Origin of the sequence: Pantoea sp. M_10, from assembly GCF_008631515.1 — a bacterium.
In the GTDB taxonomy this organism is placed as follows: domain Bacteria; phylum Pseudomonadota; class Gammaproteobacteria; order Enterobacterales; family Enterobacteriaceae; genus Pantoea; species Pantoea anthophila.
The window spans coordinates 38,561-56,960 of record NZ_VWUL01000003.1; the positions used below are offsets into that span (position 1 = coordinate 38,561).

At 56.2% G+C, this 18,400-nt stretch carries 17 protein-coding genes; 12 read left to right on the plus strand and 5 right to left on the minus strand.

What is annotated here, in order from left to right; translation table 11 throughout:
* Positions 1-81: 81 nt before the first annotated feature.
* Both dusA and pspG read left to right on the plus strand, forming a co-directional pair.
* The gene (dusA, locus tag F3I47_RS10000) at positions 82-1,074 is read left to right on the plus strand and encodes a tRNA dihydrouridine(20/20a) synthase DusA (RefSeq protein WP_150028766.1); all 993 of its coding nucleotides are present in this window, start codon (positions 82-84) and stop codon (positions 1,072-1,074) included.
* Between the two features lie 176 nt (positions 1,075-1,250).
* Positions 1,251-1,517 carry an envelope stress response protein PspG gene (pspG, locus tag F3I47_RS10005; RefSeq protein WP_009092609.1) on the plus strand — a complete coding sequence of 89 codons (267 nt, stop codon included), beginning with the start codon at positions 1,251-1,253 and terminating at the stop codon, positions 1,515-1,517.
* A 208-nt stretch (positions 1,518-1,725) separates the two neighbouring features.
* On the opposite strand, the gene F3I47_RS10010 is transcribed toward pspG, so the two are convergent.
* Entirely contained in the window at positions 1,726-2,709 is a 984-nt protein-coding gene (locus tag F3I47_RS10010) for a quinone oxidoreductase (RefSeq protein ID WP_150041137.1), read from the minus strand.
* Between the two features lie 96 nt (positions 2,710-2,805).
* On the opposite strand from F3I47_RS10010, the gene dnaB reads away from it, so the two are divergent.
* The 6 genes from dnaB (at position 2,806) to F3I47_RS10040 (ending at position 7,782) form a co-directional block, all read left to right on the plus strand.
* Positions 2,806-4,212, plus strand: coding sequence for a replicative DNA helicase (gene dnaB, locus F3I47_RS10015; protein WP_009092607.1), 1,407 nt, complete (start codon positions 2,806-2,808; stop codon positions 4,210-4,212).
* Between the two features lie 129 nt (positions 4,213-4,341).
* Positions 4,342-4,821 carry an Lrp/AsnC family transcriptional regulator gene (locus tag F3I47_RS10020; protein WP_111208872.1) on the plus strand — a complete coding sequence of 160 codons (480 nt, stop codon included), beginning with the start codon at positions 4,342-4,344 and terminating at the stop codon, positions 4,819-4,821.
* Between the two features lie 240 nt (positions 4,822-5,061).
* Positions 5,062-5,676, plus strand: coding sequence for a YitT family protein (locus F3I47_RS10025; RefSeq protein ID WP_150028764.1), 615 nt, complete (start codon positions 5,062-5,064; stop codon positions 5,674-5,676).
* Positions 5,677-5,714: 38 nt separating this feature from the next.
* Positions 5,715-6,908, plus strand: coding sequence for an amino acid aminotransferase (locus F3I47_RS10030; RefSeq protein WP_009092604.1), 1,194 nt, complete (start codon positions 5,715-5,717; stop codon positions 6,906-6,908).
* A gap of 119 nt (positions 6,909-7,027) precedes the next feature.
* On the plus strand, positions 7,028-7,447 hold the full coding sequence (locus F3I47_RS10035; RefSeq protein WP_009092603.1) for a secondary thiamine-phosphate synthase enzyme YjbQ: 420 nt from the start codon (positions 7,028-7,030) through the stop codon (positions 7,445-7,447).
* Positions 7,447-7,782 carry an MmcQ/YjbR family DNA-binding protein gene (locus F3I47_RS10040; protein ID WP_009092602.1) on the plus strand — a complete coding sequence of 112 codons (336 nt, stop codon included), beginning with the start codon at positions 7,447-7,449 and terminating at the stop codon, positions 7,780-7,782. Before F3I47_RS10035 ends, F3I47_RS10040 begins: the two co-directional genes overlap by 1 nt.
* A gap of 38 nt (positions 7,783-7,820) precedes the next feature.
* Here F3I47_RS10040 and F3I47_RS10045 read toward each other — a convergent pair whose 3' ends face one another.
* The gene (locus F3I47_RS10045) at positions 7,821-8,885 is read right to left on the minus strand and encodes an NAD(P)-dependent alcohol dehydrogenase (protein WP_009092601.1); all 1,065 of its coding nucleotides are present in this window, start codon (positions 8,883-8,885) and stop codon (positions 7,821-7,823) included.
* 234 nt (positions 8,886-9,119) lie between these two features.
* Positions 9,120-11,948, minus strand: coding sequence for an excinuclease ABC subunit UvrA (gene uvrA, locus F3I47_RS10050; RefSeq protein ID WP_046101018.1), 2,829 nt, complete (start codon positions 11,946-11,948; stop codon positions 9,120-9,122).
* A 224-nt stretch (positions 11,949-12,172) separates the two neighbouring features.
* On the opposite strand from uvrA, the gene ssb1 reads away from it, so the two are divergent.
* Positions 12,173-12,715: a single-stranded DNA-binding protein SSB1 gene (ssb1, locus tag F3I47_RS10055; protein ID WP_009092599.1), complete on the plus strand. Its 543-nt coding sequence runs from the start codon at positions 12,173-12,175 to the stop codon at positions 12,713-12,715.
* 72 nt (positions 12,716-12,787) lie between these two features.
* Here the strand turns inward: ssb1 and F3I47_RS10060 are convergent, their stop codons facing one another.
* Entirely contained in the window at positions 12,788-13,309 is a 522-nt protein-coding gene (locus F3I47_RS10060) for an isochorismatase family protein (protein WP_150028763.1), read from the minus strand.
* 122 nt (positions 13,310-13,431) lie between these two features.
* Here F3I47_RS10060 and F3I47_RS10065 point away from each other — a divergent pair, with 122 nt between their 5' ends.
* Positions 13,432-14,259 (plus strand): AraC family transcriptional regulator, encoded by an 828-nt coding sequence (locus F3I47_RS10065; RefSeq protein ID WP_111208869.1) that lies wholly within the window; start codon positions 13,432-13,434, stop codon positions 14,257-14,259.
* A gap of 76 nt (positions 14,260-14,335) precedes the next feature.
* The gene (locus F3I47_RS10070) at positions 14,336-15,295 is read left to right on the plus strand and encodes a DMT family transporter (RefSeq protein WP_150028762.1); all 960 of its coding nucleotides are present in this window, start codon (positions 14,336-14,338) and stop codon (positions 15,293-15,295) included.
* A 924-nt stretch (positions 15,296-16,219) separates the two neighbouring features.
* On the opposite strand, the gene F3I47_RS10075 is transcribed toward F3I47_RS10070, so the two are convergent.
* Positions 16,220-16,615, minus strand: coding sequence for a transposase (locus tag F3I47_RS10075; RefSeq protein ID WP_009092595.1), 396 nt, complete (start codon positions 16,613-16,615; stop codon positions 16,220-16,222).
* Positions 16,616-17,140: 525 nt separating this feature from the next.
* Here F3I47_RS10075 and F3I47_RS10080 point away from each other — a divergent pair.
* Positions 17,141-18,397, plus strand: a complete 1,257-nt coding sequence (locus F3I47_RS10080; protein WP_150028761.1) for an oligosaccharide flippase family protein — start codon at positions 17,141-17,143, stop codon at positions 18,395-18,397.
* Positions 18,398-18,400 lie beyond the last annotated feature (3 nt).

The window sequence follows — 18,400 nt, forward strand, 5'->3', positions numbered from 1 at the left end:
CGGGCGATGCACTATCGCCCGCCCTTGTGTTATCCTTGCACAGAATTCCATCACCCTTAATTACCGGATTGTCTGCGCTACATGGCTACTTTTTCTTCGCAACGCTTCTCCATCGCCCCTATGCTCGACTGGACCGATCGGCACTGTCGCTATTTTCATCGTCAGCTGACCGGCGACACCCTGCTCTACACCGAAATGGTGACGACCGGCGCGATCATCCATGGCAAAGGGGATTATCTGGCTTACAGTGACGCTGAACACCCGGTTGCGTTGCAGCTGGGCGGAAGCGATCCGGCGGCGCTGGCGCAGTGCGCGAAGCTGGCGGAGCAGCGCGGCTACGATGAGATCAACCTGAACGTCGGCTGTCCCTCTGATCGGGTGCAGAATGGCCGTTTCGGTGCCTGCCTGATGGCCGAAGCCACTCTGGTCGCAGATGCCGTGAAAGCGATGCGCGACGTGGTGTCGATTCCGGTCACGGTGAAAACCCGTATCGGGATTGATGAGCTGGACAGCTATGCCTTCCTGACCGACTTTATCGGCACGGTGGCGGGCCGCGGCGAGTGCGAAACATTTATCATCCATGCGCGCAAAGCCTGGCTCTCCGGCCTCAGCCCCAAAGAGAACCGCGAAATCCCCCCGCTGGATTATCCCCGCGTCTACCAGCTGAAGCGCGATTTCCCGCATCTGACGATTGCGCTTAATGGCGGCGTGAAAACGCTGGAAGAGGCACAGGCGCATCTGGAGCACCTTGACGGCGTGATGATGGGCCGTGAAGCCTATCAGAACCCCGGCATTCTGGCGCAGGTCGACCAGCAGCTGTTCGGACGTCAGCATCCGGCGGCTAACCCGGTTGAGGTGGTACGCGCCATGTATCCCTATATTGAAGCGGAACTGGCGAAGGGCACCTATCTGGGCCACGTCACGCGCCATATGCTGGGACTCTTCCAGGGCATTCCGGGCGCACGCCAGTGGCGACGCCATCTGAGTGAAAATGCGCATAAGCCGGGGGCGGATGTGCGCGTTCTGGAAGCGGCGCTGGCGCTGGTGGCGGATAAGATTCCACAGAAAGCCTGATCCGCTGACGTCACAGAAAACCAGCCTTCAGGCTGGTTTTTTTTACGCCATCATCTGGTCTTTTTCACCAGGTTATCTCACACCCCCTTCCCGTAAACCACGACTATTCAATAGGTTACCTGTTGGCACGCTTTTTGTAACTGTCTTGGTATGAAAGTGGATAAAGGAGTCCTGACGTGGAAATTTTATTTGTACTGGGGTTTTTCCTGATGCTGTTGCTGACCGGCGTGTCGCTGCTGGGCGTGCTGGCAGCACTGGTGGTCGCCACCCTGGTGATGTTTGTCGGCGGGCTGTTTGCACTTGTTATCAAAGTGTTACCGTGGCTGGTGCTGGCCGTGATCGCGGTCTGGCTGCATCGCGCCTTCTTTGGCGACAGCGAGGCGCGGGCACGACGTAAGCTAAGACGTAAGATCAACAGGTTAGACCGGAAAAGCTGGCGATAATTGCGGGAGTGATCACAGAGTGAGAGATTGCAAAGCCGCAATCTGCAATTAAACATATTTTTTACTTATGTTTTCTGGCAGGATGATTCTTGTCAACGCGATGTGCCATCGACGCGACAGGAATTCATCGCCGCTGTCCCTACACCAGCGCGAACAAAAAATAAAAAAGAGAGGGGCTTCCTGCGGGAAGCCCTTTTTGTTTGTCCGGTCAGGGGATCAGCAGGCAGGAACCCTGCGTGGCACGGCTCTCCAGGATCTGATGTGCTTTGCTGGCCTCTTTCAGCGCAAACTTCTGCTGCTCCGGTACCTCCACCCTGATTGCGCCGCTTGCCAGCAGCGAGAAGAGTTCGGCGCTGGCCGTTTCCAGCTCCTGGCGGTTGGTGATGTAGCCAAACAGCGAAGGGCGGGTAACAAACAGCGAGCCTTTCTTATTCAGAATGCCGAGGTCGATGCCGGTTACCGGCCCGGACGCGTTACCGAAACTGACCATCAGCCCGTGACGGCGCAGGGAATCCAGCGACGCTTCCCAGGTATCTTTGCCGACAGAGTCATACACCACACCCACTTTTTTCCCGTCGGTCAGCTCGCTGACGCGCGCGGCAATATCCTCTTCGCGATAGTTGATGGTCGCCCAGGCCCCGGCGTTTCTGGCGATGGTTGCTTTTTCCGCAGAGCCGACCGTGCCAATCAGGTGTGCGCCCAGGGCTTTTGCCCACTGACAGGCGATTAAACCGACGCCGCCTGCTGCGGCATGAAACAGGAAGGTCTCGCCGGCGCTGATTTTATAGGTCTGCCGCAGCAGATACTGCGTGGTCAGCCCTTTCAGATAGCTGGCGGCACCCTGTTCAAAGCTGATCGCCTCCGGGAGATGCATCAGGCGATCTTCGGCCACGTTATGGACTTCGCTGTAGGCCCCCATTGACGCCAGGCAGTAGACCACGCGATCGCCGGGTTTAAACAGGGTGACGCCACGGCCCACCCGCGACACCACGCCTGCGGCTTCCGTACCCAGCCCCGAAGGAAACGCCGCCACAGGATAGAGGCCGCTGCGCACATAGGTGTCGATGTAATTAATCCCGATCGCGCGGTGTTCCACCTGCACTTCATGTTCAGCCGGGTCAGCCGGGTCAAAATCCGTCCACGTTAACACTTCCGGTCCGCCGTGCGCGCTGAACTGAATACGCTTTGCCATTCTGACTCCTGTGATTGTTTCATCATGAGGGTGAGGCACGCACCCCAACTAAGGTATACTTGCGCGTCCCCACAGAAGATCGGTAATGCATTCACTATGGCAGGAAATAAACCCACCAACAAATCGAACGAAACGCAGGATCGCCAGCTGGCTGGCGTGAAAATGCCCCCGCATTCGCTGGAAGCGGAGCAGTCGGTGCTCGGTGGGTTAATGCTGGATAACGAGCGCTGGGATAACGTCTCTGAGCGCGTCGTCGCGAATGATTTTTTCAACCGCTCGCACCGGCTGATTTTTTCAGAGATGCAGCGGTTGCTGGAAAACAGCAAGCCCATTGACCTGATTACGCTCTCCGAGTCACTGGAAACCCGTGGCGAACTGGAGATGGCGGGGGGGTTCGCCTACCTGGCTGAGCTGGCGAAAAACACCCCAAGTGCAGCAAACATCGGCGCCTATGCCGATATCGTGCGCGAACGTGCGGTCGTACGCGAGATGATCTCCGTTGCCAACGAGATCGCCGATGCCGGTTATGATCCGCAGGGGCGGAACAGCGAAGAGCTGCTCGACTTTGCGGAATCGAACGTCTTCAAGATTGCCGAAGCGCGCGCAGATAAAGATGCCGGGCCGAAGAACATCGAGCAGATTCTTGAATCGACCGTCTCCCGTATTGAGTCGCTCTATCAGACCCCGCACGATGGCGTCACCGGCGTCGACACCGGCTATCAGGATCTGAATAAAAAGACCGCTGGCCTGCAGGGTTCAGACCTGATCATCGTCGCCGCCCGTCCTTCGATGGGTAAAACCACTTTTGCGATGAACCTGTGCGAAAACGCCGCGATGCTGCAGGATAAGCCAGTGCTGATTTTCAGTCTGGAGATGCCCAGCGAGCAAATCATGATGCGTATGCTGGCCTCGCTTTCCCGCGTCGACCAGACCCGCATCCGAACCGGCCAGCTTGATGATGAGGACTGGGCCCGTATCTCCGGCACCATGGGTATCCTGCTGGAGAAGAAGAACATGTATATCGATGACTCTTCCGGCCTGACTCCCACTGAAGTGCGTTCGCGTGCCCGGCGTATCTACCGTGAAAACGGCGGATTGAGCCTGATCATGATCGACTACCTGCAGCTGATGCGCGTGCCATCGCTGTCGGACAACCGAACGCTGGAGATTGCGGAGATCTCCCGCTCGCTCAAGGCGCTTGCCAAAGAGCTTAATGTGCCGGTGGTCGCGCTGTCGCAGCTTAACCGCTCACTGGAGCAGCGTGCCGATAAGCGTCCGGTTAACTCGGATCTGCGTGAATCGGGATCGATCGAGCAGGATGCGGATTTGATCATGTTCATCTATCGTGACGAGGTCTACCACGAGAACAGCGATCTCAAAGGGATCGCCGAGATCATCCTGGGTAAACAGCGTAACGGTCCAATCGGTACGGTGCGGCTGACGTTTAATGGTCAGTGGTCACGCTTCGACAACTACGCCGGCCCGCAATACGACGACGAATAATCTGCGCTTTGTGCTGTCATGCACGATCTGTGCATGACAGCTCCCATCATCAGAAAATAGTGTTGGACAACCTCTCCGGTTATCGGGTTATCTGTAACAAAGCGACGCCTCTCACGCTGTGGAAACGGAATGACTCACGTAGACGATTACGACCTGAAAATCCTGACTTTATTACAAGCTAACGGCCGTCTTACTAACCAGGAACTCAGCGACCTGGTTGGCCTCTCCGCCTCGCAATGTTCCCGCCGCCGCATCAATCTGGAACAGGCCAATCTGATTCTGGGCTATCACGCCCGGCTCTCGCCCGATGCCATCGGCCTGGGGATGGTGGGGCTGATAGAGGTACGCTTAATCAACCACACCACCGAATATGTGGAGAGCTTTCACCGCATGGTGGAGCAGGAAGAGGCGATTGTCGACGCCTACAAAACCACCGGTGACGCTGACTATCTGCTTAAAGTGGCGGTGGCCGATCTTAACTCCCTCAGTGCGCTTATCAGCCAGTTAGTGGCGGGCCATCAGAGCGTGTCTCACGTCAAAACCTCCGTGGTGCTGGGGCGCATGAAAGAGAATGGCCTGATGATGCTGCCTGCGAGCAAAACGCGCTAAAAAGGTGCGTGCTGTGCGTTTTTGGTGCAGACTGGCGACTATAAACGCAAAGAATACGCATCGTAACGGGTTTTTGCGCATGGAGTGACGGTTTGACCGGAAGTTATGCACAAAACCCTGTTATAAAGCGCCTTAGATATCAACGGGATATCACCATCCTCCGGCCAGCAGCCGAATGAGGCTGCGGCAATGGTGCGTTTTTTGCATTGCAACCGCATCATTTGCACTGAGACAACCCCCATGGATAACATCGCAGAACCCTCCCGCGTCCCGCATTCGCGTATCGAAGATGCGCTGGCGATGGTGCTGGGCACCCTGATGGTTTCGTTCGGCGTTATTATGCTGAAACAGGCGGGTGCCCTGACGGGCGGCACTGCCGGTATCGCCTTTCTGCTGAGCTACCTCTCTCCGCTCTCCTTTGGCAGCGCATTTTTCCTGATCAACCTGCCTTTTTACTGGCTGGCGGTAAAACGCATGGGCTGGGAATTTACCCTGAAAACCTTCGGTGCCGTCGGGCTGGTGTCGCTGTTTACTCAGCTGCACCCGCTGTTCGTTCACTTTTCCGATCTCAATCCGTTCTATGCGACACTGTTCGGTAACGTCATCATGGGGATCGGGTTTATAGTGTTGTTTCGTCATAAGGCGAGCCTGGGCGGCATCAATATTCTGGCGCTGTGGCTACAGGATCGCGTTGGGATCCGCGCGGGTAAACTGCAGATGGCGGTCGACACCTGCGTCGTGCTGGCGTCCCTGTTTGTGGTCAGTGGCCCCATCCTGCTGGCCTCCATTGCAGGAGCCGTGATCCTCAATCTGATTATTGCAGTGAACCACCGTCCGGGACGCTATCGGGTTTAGCCCTCTTTACCTCTGGACCAATCATGGAGACCTACACCGTGTTTCAAAACGTTGATGCCTATGCGGGCGATCCGATTCTGTCGTTGATGGAAGCCTTTAAACAAGATCCGCGCGAACACAAAGTTAACCTGAGCATCGGGCTTTACTACGACGAGCAGAACATTATCCCGCAGCTGAAGGCCGTAGCGGCTGCTGAAGAGCAGCTCAATGCCGAGCCAAAGCAGGCATCGCTCTATCTGCCCATGGAAGGCCTGAACAGCTACCGCAACGCGATCGCGCCGCTGCTGTTTGGTGCCGACCATCCGGTGCTGCAGGCGGGTCGTATCGCCTCGATTCAGACGCTGGGGGGATCGGGTGCGCTGAAAGTCGGGGCAGACTTCCTTAAGCGTTACTTCCCGCAGTCGGCCGTCTGGGTCAGCGATCCCACCTGGGAAAACCATATCGCGATTTTTAATGGCGCAGGTTTTGAGGTGAAGAGCTACCCCTGGTATGACGCCGAAACTCACGGAGTGCGTTTTGATGCCTTTATCCATACCCTGAAAACGCTGCCAGCGCAGAGCATCGTGTTACTGCACCCCTGCTGCCATAACCCGACCGGCGCTGACCTGACCAATGCGCAATGGGATGAGACCATTGAGGTGCTGAAAGCACAGCAGCTGATTCCTTTCCTGGATATCGCCTATCAGGGCTTTGGTGAAGGCATGCAGCAGGATGCCTATGCGCTGCGCGCCGTCGCGGCAGCCGGCCTGCCGGCACTGGTCAGCAACTCTTTCTCTAAAATCTTCTCGCTCTATGGCGAGCGCGTAGGCGGGCTCTCTGTCGTCTGTGACAGCGCCGAAGAGTCAGCGCGCGTGCTGGGCCAGCTGAAAGCGACCGTTCGCCGCAACTACTCCAGCCCGCCGAATTTCGGTGCGCAGGTCGTGGCCCGCGTCCTCAACGACGACGCGCTGAAAGCGAGCTGGCTGGATGAAGTGGAGACGATGCGTCTGCGCATTCTCGCGATGCGTGAGTCACTGGTCGGGGTGCTGAGCACGGCACTGCCGGGCAAAAATTTCGACTACCTGCTGAAGCAGCGCGGCATGTTCAGCTACACCGGCCTGAGCGTGCAGCAGGTTGACCGCCTGCGCAATGAGTTCGGCATCTACCTGGTGGGCAGTGGCCGCATGTGTGTGGCCGGTCTGAACAGCAAAAATGTGCATCAGGTGGCGGAAGCCTTTGCCGCGGTGATGTAACGGCACGCCTGCTGTGAACAAACCGCCCGCCTCGCGCTGGCGGTTTTTTTATGGCTCAGGGTTTACCTTTCGGCGACATGCTGCACACTTAAACGGGGTAACCGTTTCAGGAATAAGCTATGTGGCATCAACAGACTATTACGCTGAGCGCGAAGCCGCGCGGCTTTCATCTCATCACCGATGAGATCACCGACTCGCTCTCCGGATTGCGTGATATCAAAACCGGTCTGCTGCATCTGCTGTTGCAGCATACGTCAGCGTCATTAACCTTAAATGAAAATTGCGATCCGACGGTGCGCAGCGATATGGAGCAGCATTTCCTGCGGCACGTGCCGGAGAATGCGCCTTATCAGCACGACTACGAAGGACGTGATGACATGCCGGCGCACATTAAATCCTCGACCCTGGGCGTGTCGCTCTTGCTGCCGGTTCAGCGGGGACGCCTGGTTCTGGGGACCTGGCAGGGTATCTGGCTGGGCGAGCATCGCATTGAGGGCGGTGCCAGGCGGATTGTCGCCACTTTACAAGGGGAATCGTGATGAATCACTCAGACTTACTGACCTACTGCATGAGCAAGCCGGGCGCAGAGCAGAGCGTCCACAGTGACTGGAAGGCCACGCAGATCAAAAGCAACGGCGTGCTGTTTGCGATGGTACATGAGGTAAAAGGGCGGCCTGCGGTTTCGCTGAAATCGACGCCTGCACTGGCAGAGCTGCTGCGCGAAGAGCATAGCGACATTATTCCCAGCGAGCATCTGAATAAATCACACTGGAGCACGCTGTTCCTGGATGGGTCGCTGAAGGATTCGCAGATCTACTATCTGGTCGATGCCTCCTTCCAGCAGGTTGACGCCGCGCGCCAGGCCGCGCTTTAACACCCTCCTGCCTGAGCAGGAGGGTGCAGGCGACCCGATCAGGCAGCCGACTGCTCGCGCAGGGTGTTGATGTCGATAACAAAGCGATATTTCACATCGCTTTTCAGCATGCGCTCATAGGCTTCGTTGATCTGATCCATCGCGATCAGTTCGATGTCCGAGGTGATGCCGTGCTCGCCACAGAAATCGAGCATCTCCTGCGTTTCTGCGATACCGCCGATCAGTGAACCGGCGATGCTGCGACGTTTGAAGATCAGGTTAAACACCTGCGGAGCCGGGTGATCGTGCTCAGGTGCGCCGACCAGCGTCATATTGCCATCCAGCTTCAGCAGGGTGATGAAGGGGTTAAGGTCGTGCTGAGCGGCAACGGTGTTCAGGATAAAGTCGAAGCTGTTGGCGTGCTGCGCCATCTGCTCAGGATCTTTGGAGATCACCACCTCATCGGCGCCCAGGCGTTTGCCATCCTCGATTTTGGACGGCGAGGTGGTGAACAGCACCACATGCGCCCCCATCGCGTGAGCAATTTTCACGCCCATGTGCCCCAGGCCACCCAGGCCTACGATACCGACTTTTTTGCCGGGGCCGACATTCCAGTGGCGCAGCGGCGAGTAGGTCGTGATACCGGCACACAGCAGCGGCGCGACGCCCGCCAGATCCAGGTTTTCCGGAATGCGCAGCACAAAGCTCTCATCCACAACCATCGCCGTTGAGTAGCCGCCGTAGGTAATCGCACCGGTCTCGCGGTCTTCACCGTTGTAGGTGCCGACAAAACCGTTTTCACAATATTGCTCCAGCCCCTGCTGACAGCTCGGGCAGCTGCGGCACGAATCCACCATGCAGCCTACGCCAACCAGATCGCCGACTTTGTATTTCTGGGTCTGTGGGCCCACCGCGGTGACGCGACCCACAATTTCATGCCCCGGAACCACAGGGAAAATCGTGTTTTTCCACTCATTGCGGGCCTGATGCAGGTCTGAGTGGCAGACGCCACAGAACAGCACCTCAAGCTGAACGTCATGGGCGCGCAGCTCACGCGGCTTATAATCGAACGGTGCCAGTTTGGATTTTGCATCCTGAGCAGCATACGCATGCGTAATATTCATGGTGTCTCCAGTTTCGATGTGTCGTGAGTGTTTTCTGATGAAGTGCAGCAGCGCAGTGGTGCTGCAAAAAACAGGGCGACGCCAGGGGCGTGCCAAAGAGGAACCGCTTAAGGATAGTCAGCGTGGGGAAAGGCGTATATGCCTATACATGTCTGAATCTTGCCTGATTCTGCATTTTTCTGGCTGAACCGGCAGCAGAAATAAGCAGGCCCGCACGGGGCGGGCCTGGCATCATTACTTCTGTAACAGGGGCTTCAGGAAGCGCGCGGTATGCGATTTTTCACACTCCGCCACGGTCTCCGGCGTGCCGGCAATCAGGATTTCGCCGCCGCCGCTGCCGCCTTCCGGGCCAAGGTCGACAATCCAGTCAGCGGTTTTCACCACGTCGAGGTTGTGCTCAATCACCACGATGGTGTTGCCCTGGTCGCGCAGCTGATGCAGGACTTCCAGCAGCTGCTGAATATCGGCAAAGTGCAGGCCGGTGGTCGGCTCATCAAGAATGTAGAGCGTCTGACCGGTACCACGCTTCGACAGTTCACGCGCCAGCTTCACGCGCTGAGCTTCACCACCGGAGAGGGTGGTGGCGGACTGGCCGAGACGAATGTAGGAGAGACCCACATCCATCAGCGTCTGCAACTTACGCGCCAGCGCCGGCACCGCATCAAAGAACTCACGCGCCTCTTCGATGGTCATCTCCAGCACTTCGTGAATGCTCTTGCCTTTGTACTTCACTTCCAGCGTTTCACGGTTATAGCGTTTGCCTTTGCACTGATCGCACGGCACATAGATGTCCGGCAGGAAGTGCATTTCGACTTTCAGCACGCCATCGCCCTGACAGGCTTCACAGCGTCCGCCGCGCACGTTAAAGCTGAAACGCCCCGGCGTGTAACCGCGCGATCGCGCTTCCGGCACGCCAGCAAAGAGTTCACGCACCGGGGTGAAGATGCCGGTATAGGTCGCCGGGTTGGAGCGCGGCGTGCGGCCAATCGGACTCTGGTCGATGTCGATGACTTTGTCGAAGTGCTCCAGTCCCGCCACGTCGCGGTAAGGGGCTGGCTCTGCGATGGTGGCACCGTTCAGCGCCCGCTGCGCAATCGGGAACAGCGTATCGTTAATCAGGGTCGATTTACCGGAGCCGGAGACACCGGTAATGCAGGTGAACAGACCCACCGGCAGCGTCAGCGTGACATCCTTGAGGTTATTGCCGCGCGCGCCGGTAATCTTCAGCACCTTCGACGGATCGCCCTTCACCCGCGCCTCCGGCACGGCGATTTCACGCTTGCCGCTCAGGAACTGGCCCGTCAGGGACGCTTCCTGCGCCATGATCTCATCCACGGTGCCTTCTGCTACCACCTGGCCGCCATGCACGCCTGCACCCGGACCAATGTCGATTACGTGGTCGGCGGCACGAATCGCATCTTCATCGTGTTCAACCACAATCACGGTGTTACCGAGATCGCGCAGGTGAATCAGGGTACCGAGCAGACGCTCGTTGTCGCGCTGATGCAGGCCGATTGACGGCTCGTCCAGCACATACATGACGCCCACCAGACCGGCACCGATCTGGCTCGCCAGACGGATACGCTGCGCTTCACCACCGGAAAGGGTTTCAGCGGAACGTGACATCGACAGGTAGTTCAGGCCGACGTTCACCAGGAAGCTCAGGCGATCGCTAATCTCTTTCAGCACCTTTTCGGCGATCTGCGCACGCTGGCCGCTGAGCTTCAGATTTTCAAAGAAGGACATCGCGTGACCGATGCTCATCTCAGAGATGGTCGGCAGCGTGGTATCTTCGACAAAGACATGGCGCGCTTCGCGACGCAGACGGGTGCCTTCACAGCTCGCACAGGCGCGGTTGCTGATGAACTTCGCCAGCTCTTCGCGCACCGCTGAGGATTCGGTCTCTTTGTAGCGGCGCTCCATGTTGTTGAGCACGCCTTCAAACGGATGACGGCGAACCGAGGTGTCGCCTCGGTCGTTGATGTACTTAAATTCGATGCTCTCTTTGCCAGAGCCGTACAGGATCACTTTCTGCACGTTGTCGGGCAGGCTGCCGAACGGCGCTTCAATATCAAAACTGAGGTGATCCGCCAGCGAACGCAGCATCTGGAAATAGTAAAAATTGCGGCGATCCCAGCCACGGATTGCGCCACCGGCCAGAGAGAGCTCAGGGTTCTGCACCACGCGATCCGGATCGAAATATTGCTGTACGCCCAGGCCGTCGCAGGTCGGACAGGCGCCTGCCGGGTTGTTAAAGGAGAACAGGCGCGGCTCCAGCTCACTCATGCTGTAACCACAAATCGGGCAGGCGAAGTTCGCGGAGAAGAGCAGCTCTTCGGCCTCGCTGTCATCCATGTCCGCCACGATCGCCGTGCCGCCTGAGAGCTCCAGGGTTGTCTCAAAGGACTCGGCCAGACGCGTCGCCAGATCGTCACGCACTTTAAAGCGGTCAATCACCACTTCGATGGTGTGTTTTTTCTGCAGTTCCAGTTTCGGCGGATCTGACAGGTCGCACACTTCGCCGTCGATACGCGCGCGGATGTAGCCCTGCGTCGCCAGATTTTCCAGCGTTTTGGTGTGCTCACCCTTGCGGTCTTTCACCACCGGTGCCAGCAGCATCAGACGGCGGCCTTCCGGCTGAGCCAGAACCTGATCGACCATCTGGCTCACGGTCTGCGCCGCCAGCGGTACGTTGTGGTCCGGGCAGCGCGGTTCGCCCACGCGGGCAAACAGCAGACGCAGGTAGTCGTGGATCTCGGTGATGGTTCCCACCGTCGAGCGCGGGTTATGCGAGGTGGATTTCTGTTCAATAGAGATGGCGGGCGACAGACCTTCGATATGATCGACGTCCGGCTTCTCCATTAACGAAAGAAACTGGCGCGCATACGCAGAGAGCGACTCCACATAGCGGCGCTGACCTTCCGCATACAGCGTATCAAACGCCAGTGAGGATTTACCGGAGCCTGACAGGCCGGTCACCACAATGAGTTTGTCGCGTGGGATGGTCAGGTTAATGTTTTTCAAATTATGGGTGCGGGCACCACGAACTTCGATCTTATCCATTCACCTTTCCCGGATTAGCAGCACTCACCGCGCCTTGCCGACACGGCCAGAATAAACGTGTCATTATGGCACAAAAAATAGACTGAATAAATATCCAGTACTCTGTGGTCCGGACGTGCGAAGGATTAAAACCGGAACGCGGCTCGAAAGTGGGAAACAGTGAGCAGGACGTGTTAGAATTGATGGATTAGACTGAATGCATTAACTCATCGGGAGACAGCAACATGGCCAGTCGTGGCGTTAACAAAGTGATTCTTGTCGGGAATCTGGGTCAGGATCCGGAAGTACGTTATATGCCAAATGGTGGCGCTGTTGCCAACATTACGCTGGCTACGTCGGAGAGCTGGCGTGATAAGCAGACCGGTGAAAACAAAGAGATCACCGAGTGGCACCGTGTGGTGCTGTTTGGCAAACTGGCTGAAGTCGCGGGTGAATATCTGCGTAAAGGCTCACAGGTTTACATCGAAGGTCAGCTGCGCACCCGTAAATGGCAGGATCAGGGTGGCCAGGAACGTTACACCACCGAAGTCGTTGTTAACGTCGGCGGCACCATGCAGATGCTGGGCGGCCGTCAGCAGGGCGGTAATGCCGGTGCAGGCGCGCAGGGTGGTGGCAACAACAATGGCTGGGGCCAGCCGCAGCAGCCGCAGGGCAACAACAATCAGTTCAGCGGCGGCGCGCAGTCCCGTCCGCAGCAGCCGCAGAGTGCGCCGGCCAGCAACAACAACGAACCGCCAATGGATTTTGACGACGATATTCCGTTCTGATTCATCTGGCCTGACGCGTTTAAAAAGCCCGCTATGCGGGCTTTTTTTATGCGCGGCCCCGGCCGGCCGGGGCTATGACCATTCCGCCAGCACGGCATCCGTGCTCAGCACGCGCGGCACGTTGCCAGGGATCAGCAGCGAGGCCCACACCTCGTTGTGCTGATTAATCAGCGCTTCGGCCCCGACCCAGCGGCGATCGGCGGTGGTGTTCGCATCCGCCACCACGGTTATCGCATAGCCCGCACTGGCCCCTGTTTTAATCGTGGTATCCAGACAGTAGTCGGTCGCACAGCCGCACACCACAAACGCCTCCACCTCCAGACGCTTTAACAGCGCGGCCAGCTCTGTCTGCCAGAAGCTGTCGCAGGCCGTTTTCGTCACGTAATGCGCGCCTGCAGGCTGAACCAGTTCCGGCAGCAGATCAAAGCTGGGGTCGCCCTCGCACATCGTGCCTTCACGATGCTGAATAAAGAGGGTGATATCGGCACGCCCGGTCAGCCGGTTGATCCGGTCAACCCGGCCTGCTTTATCGAAACGTGGTGTACTGAACACGCCGTTCTGCATATCAATGACGATGACGACTCGCTGTGCCATGCTGACTCCCTCAGAATGAGAAAAAAACAGTGTTACCTGCGGCGCGGCGGATAGCAATCTTTTGCATTTTCCCCCCGGTCGCAGGCATGCTAATCCGACATCGGATAAATAAGGAGAGAGAAGTGGAAGGTGTTCCGGCTGTTTTTCCCTGTGAAAAAGACCGCGCACAGTTTCAGCAACCGGCCGCGTTGCCCGGTGTGGAACTCTATCAGGCTCACATCTCCCGCTACGCTTTTGAACCCCATACCCATGAAGCCTTTGGCATTGGCACGATTGAGGCGGGTGCGCAGCGTTTTCGCTATCGCGGCACCGAATATACCGCGCCGGTGAACTCGCTGGTGACCATGAATCCGGATGAGCTGCATACCGGTGAGTCAGCCTGTGACGAGGGCTGGCGCTATCAGATGATCTACATTCAGCCGCAACTGATGGATGAACTGACCGGCGATCGCGGCTGGTGGTTTAACGAGGCGCTGCTGACCGATCCGCGCATCGCGCAGCCGCTCTCCCGCACGCTGGCCGCACTCTGGCAGGCGGAGTCCGGACTGGCGCGCCAGAGTCTGCTTTCCGAACTGCTGTTGCAGATTCGCCCGCTGGCGCGGATGTCGTCACCGGGCAGGCCCGAGGGACGGCATCGCTTTGATCAGGTGCGTGATTTTCTGCGGGCAAATCTGGCGGAACCGGTGCGGCTGGAGGAGCTGGCGGCGCTGGCCTCGCTGTCGCCGTGGCACTTTTTACGCGCTTTCCGCCAGCACTATCACGTCACGCCGCATCAGATGCTGATGGCTTTCCGCCTCTATGACGCCAAACAGCGACTGGCACAGGGCGAAGCCGCTGCCAGTGTCGCAGCGGCCGTCGGGTTGACCGATCAGGCTCATCTGACCCGCGCCTTTGCTAACCGCTATGGCATTACGCCTGGCCGCTATCAGAAACAGGTGCGCCAGCCCTGACACAACCGCAATCTGCTACAAGCCTTCCTCCTTTACTCCCGCCACACTATGAAAAAAAGTTATACGGGAAAAAGTCATGTTTGCTGGTGTTATGTTTGCCATTACCGCGGGGCTGATGTGGGGGCTGATCTTTGTCGGGCCGCTGCTGGTGCCTGACTACCCTGGTGCACTGCAGTCGGCGGGACGTTATGTGGCGTTCGGGCTGATTGCGCTGCCGCTGGCCTGGCACGATCGCCGCCGACTGCGCCTGCTGGGGCGGGCTGACTGGCGCGAGGCAGTGAAACTCTCGCTGGTGGGTAACCTCTTCTATTATGCGTTTCTGGCCAATGCTATTCAGCGCACCGGCGCGCCGGTCTCCACCATGATTATCGGCACACTGCCGGTGGTGATCGCCGTTACCGCCAATCTCTGTTACGGCCATCTTGAAGGACGTCTGCCCTGGCGGCGGCTCTTTCCGGCGCTGGTGATGATGGCGGCCGGGTTGCTCTGCGTCAATGCAGCGGAGTTGCGGAGCCAGGGCGCAACGCTGGATCTTAGTCGTTACCTGACCGGCATCGTGCTGGCACTGCTGGCGGTGGTCTGCTGGACTTGGTATCCGCTGCGCAATGCCCGCTGGCTGCGCACTCATCCCGCACTGCGACCCTCGACCTGGGCGACGGCGCAGGGGCTGGTGACGCTGCCGATGGCGCTGACCCTGTATGCGCTGGTCAGCGCTCAGATCGCCTGGCAACAGCCTGACTTCCCGCTGCCGTTCGGGCCACATCCGTCACTCTTTATCTCTCTGATGCTGGCGATTGGCCTGCTCTGCTCCTGGCTCGGCAGCCTGTGCTGGAACGCAGCCAGCCAGCGTCTGCCCACGGTACTGATGGGGCCGCTGATTGTTTTTGAGATCCTGTTCGGTCTGTTATGGACTTTTCTCTGGCATCAACGCTGGCCACCTCTGCTCACCGTTATCGGCATTGCCTGTCTGATGGCTGGCGTGCTGTGGGCAATGCGTATCAAACCACAGCCGCGGGTGGTTGCCCTCAGCGGATAACCCACACCGATCTCTGGAATAAACTGGCCGTGCGAAGCCCGCTTTGCCCGGCTTTTTAAGACAAAACCCTATCCCGATTTGCACTCTGTCCGACAGATTTTTGCCGCGAAATCGATTTCATGCGATGTGAAGGGGGAAAATCTCGTCGTGTTAACCCCTGCCATCCCCCCCCGGTCAGCAAAAAAATGGCACTTTTCACCCGCTGAAGGCGGATCGTTTATCTTCGGAGTGCAATTTCCTGCACAGATAGCGCCCATAAATCAGGAAAAAAAGCGCAGCATTATGGACGTTACGCTTTTCTCCGCCGCATTTTATTGGATTGTGACCCTGAGTTATGCCCGCTAAAAACCACTATTAACTTCATTCCACATTCAATGAGTAAGAAAATTCCGCCGCTGCGTTTTTAATTAAAGATTAATCTGTGGCATCAATGATGCGCAATGAAGAGAGTGAAAAGATAGCTACATAACGTTAGTGATAAGGAGCAATAAACTATTTATGCCGGATTAATCCTGGAGAAACTATTGCGGGAAAGGCACGTAAAGGAATTAAAGCGAAACCGCAAAAAGTGTGGGTTAGGGCCAGGATTAACTTAAAAGAAGCGTGATTATTTTTCGTTCTAAGTTTAAAGCGTCTTAATGGTATCCAGACGCTTTGGTAGTGGGGTTTAGCAGCACTTAACAAAAAAAGAGGAGGCCCAATCCCGCTAAAACGAGATTGGGAGGGGAAGAATCGGCGTAGAATGCGAGACTTTTGCTGTTGTGAATCAATTTTACCGCAAAAAAAGAAGCTTAGCCGTGAAGCCATTCATTAGTTATAAATGGAGCGGAAAGGGGTGCCGCAATTGTCCTGTTAAATGATCTTCATCTCTTCTGGTAAGAACAAATCTCAGCGTTAAGTCTGGTAAGCGCGGTAGCATGGGGGTTATCGGTTCTCCGTGCCTGACGGATAATGGTAAACGCTGCGGCTGATATCCAGTAAGCGGCAGCTGCGGCGGGTGCCGATGTCAAACGTGGTCTGCAGGAAGTCTACAGCCTGACGCTTTTCATTCGTGGTAAAGAAGTGCTTAAGCACGCTCTGCAGCATCTCTTTATCCGAGTTGAGGGTCTGCAGCTCACGCGTCGCATTCTGCAGTTTTTCTTCCAGCTCCTTGATTTTTCTGCCTTCTTCCGAAGACAACCCAGAAAACTTCTTCTTCCAGCTGTAGAACGTGGCTTCAGAGATGCCTAACTCTTCACAGATCTCTCTGACTTTCACGCCCGATTCAGAAGCTTTAATGGCATTTGTGATTTGATCTTCGCTGTATCGTGACTTTCTCATAAATGCTCTTACCTTTCTTATCGATTAATGGATGAGAATGACTTTAATAATTTCTGGCACTGTAAGATTCTATTAATGCAGTATTAAAGTGCGCCAATGGAATAGCGAAGCCTAAATTAAGATATTTAGAATAAATATCATCATGGGATAAATCTTATTTTATTCTTATCCGCAGGCCGCGCCTTCCTGGAGGCGGATTTTTGTTATAAATTCATCGCATCCCGAATACGGAAAAATTAAACGTAAACCGGATATTTAGCCTGACCGACCCGAATAATAGGGAGGTTATGGCCGTTTAAGGTTGGATTATTTTCAGCCTGAAATCGTTTCCATTTGAAGTGATTCGCGCCAGATATAATAAGAATTATCCTGAATTCACTCTCCGGATTATGATCAACTTCTCAATTTTCGGACCAGCCTGGTCTGAAGTCTTACATTTTCGCCAGGCCTACTGCGCGCTTATTAATTCGTTACAGGGATGTTGTACCGAAGCGGTTGTAGTTGAGTAATACTAAGGAAGAGTCGATGAAATTGAGCGTAATGTCTAATGCCGCCTGGATGATGTCTGAAAAGATCATCTCCGTATTTGGCGTCATTTTTGTGACGTCTTACGTGGCAAAATCCTTTGGCCCAACGGTGTTTGGCCAGATGGCGTTTTCAACCTCACTATTTGCAATGGTGCAAACCGTTGCCATCTTTGGCACCGAAACCATTCTGTTTAAGCGTGTCAGCAAAAATGCCTCAAAAGGCCTGCGTCTGATGAGCATCGCCCGGACGCTGCGGATGGTGCTGTTACTGGTCACTTCGGTGCCAGTCTTAATCTGGGTCTGGTACAACATGCAGGAAAATTTTCTGGCATTTGCACTGGCCTCATTTGTGGCGTCCGTTTTTGTCACCCAGGACACGTTCAGCGTCTACAACAATGCGCGGCTGGCCTCGCGCCTGAATACCGTTGCCAATGCGACAGGCATGCTGCTGAGTTTCGGCATCAGCTTTACCATCGCCTGGCTGCGCCTCAATCCGCTCTGGCTGACGCTCTCCATTGTGTCGGTGACCCTGGTGCCTTACCTGATTAAGCGTCACAACTTCTATCAGGATCATCAGGACCAGATGCCGCCGCGCGAAAAGCGTACCACCTATGTGCGTTATCTGATGTATGCCGGTCTGCCACTGGCCATCTCCAGCATCTTTATCTCTGTGCAGGTGAAAGCGGCGCAGATGTTTCTGGCAGGCACCGCGCCGGCGCGCGACCTCGGCCTGTTTGCGGCGGCGAATACCATTTCCGCCTCCTGGATTTTTATCCCGGTGGCGCTCATCACCTCCTGCTTCACTGAAATTTTCAGGGAGCGCGGCGAGGTCGCCATTAAGCTTGCCGCCCGGCTCAATGGCTATGTTATTGCGGTTTCACTGCTGATGCTGCTGATCATCTCGCTCTTCGGCGAGCGGATCATCATCGCGTTGTACGGGCCGGAATACACACAGTCAGGAAGTCTCATTACGTTGCTGTCGATAGCCACCAGCTTTTCGGCAATGGGGACCGTAGCCTATCGCTACATGGTTAAAGAGGGAGGATTCAATTACCTGCTGAGGAAAATCGTCTGTCTGATGGTCATCAGTTTGCCGCTCTCCTGGTGGTTGATCCAGGGTCACGGCATCATGGGGGCCGCGTGGAGCGTTTTCCTTTCAGAACTTTTGTCCCTGACCGTAATGAATTACTTCTTTAAAAACGGCGTCATTCAAAAGATTCAGGTTTCCTCACTCAACTACAAAACCTACAAATGAGGT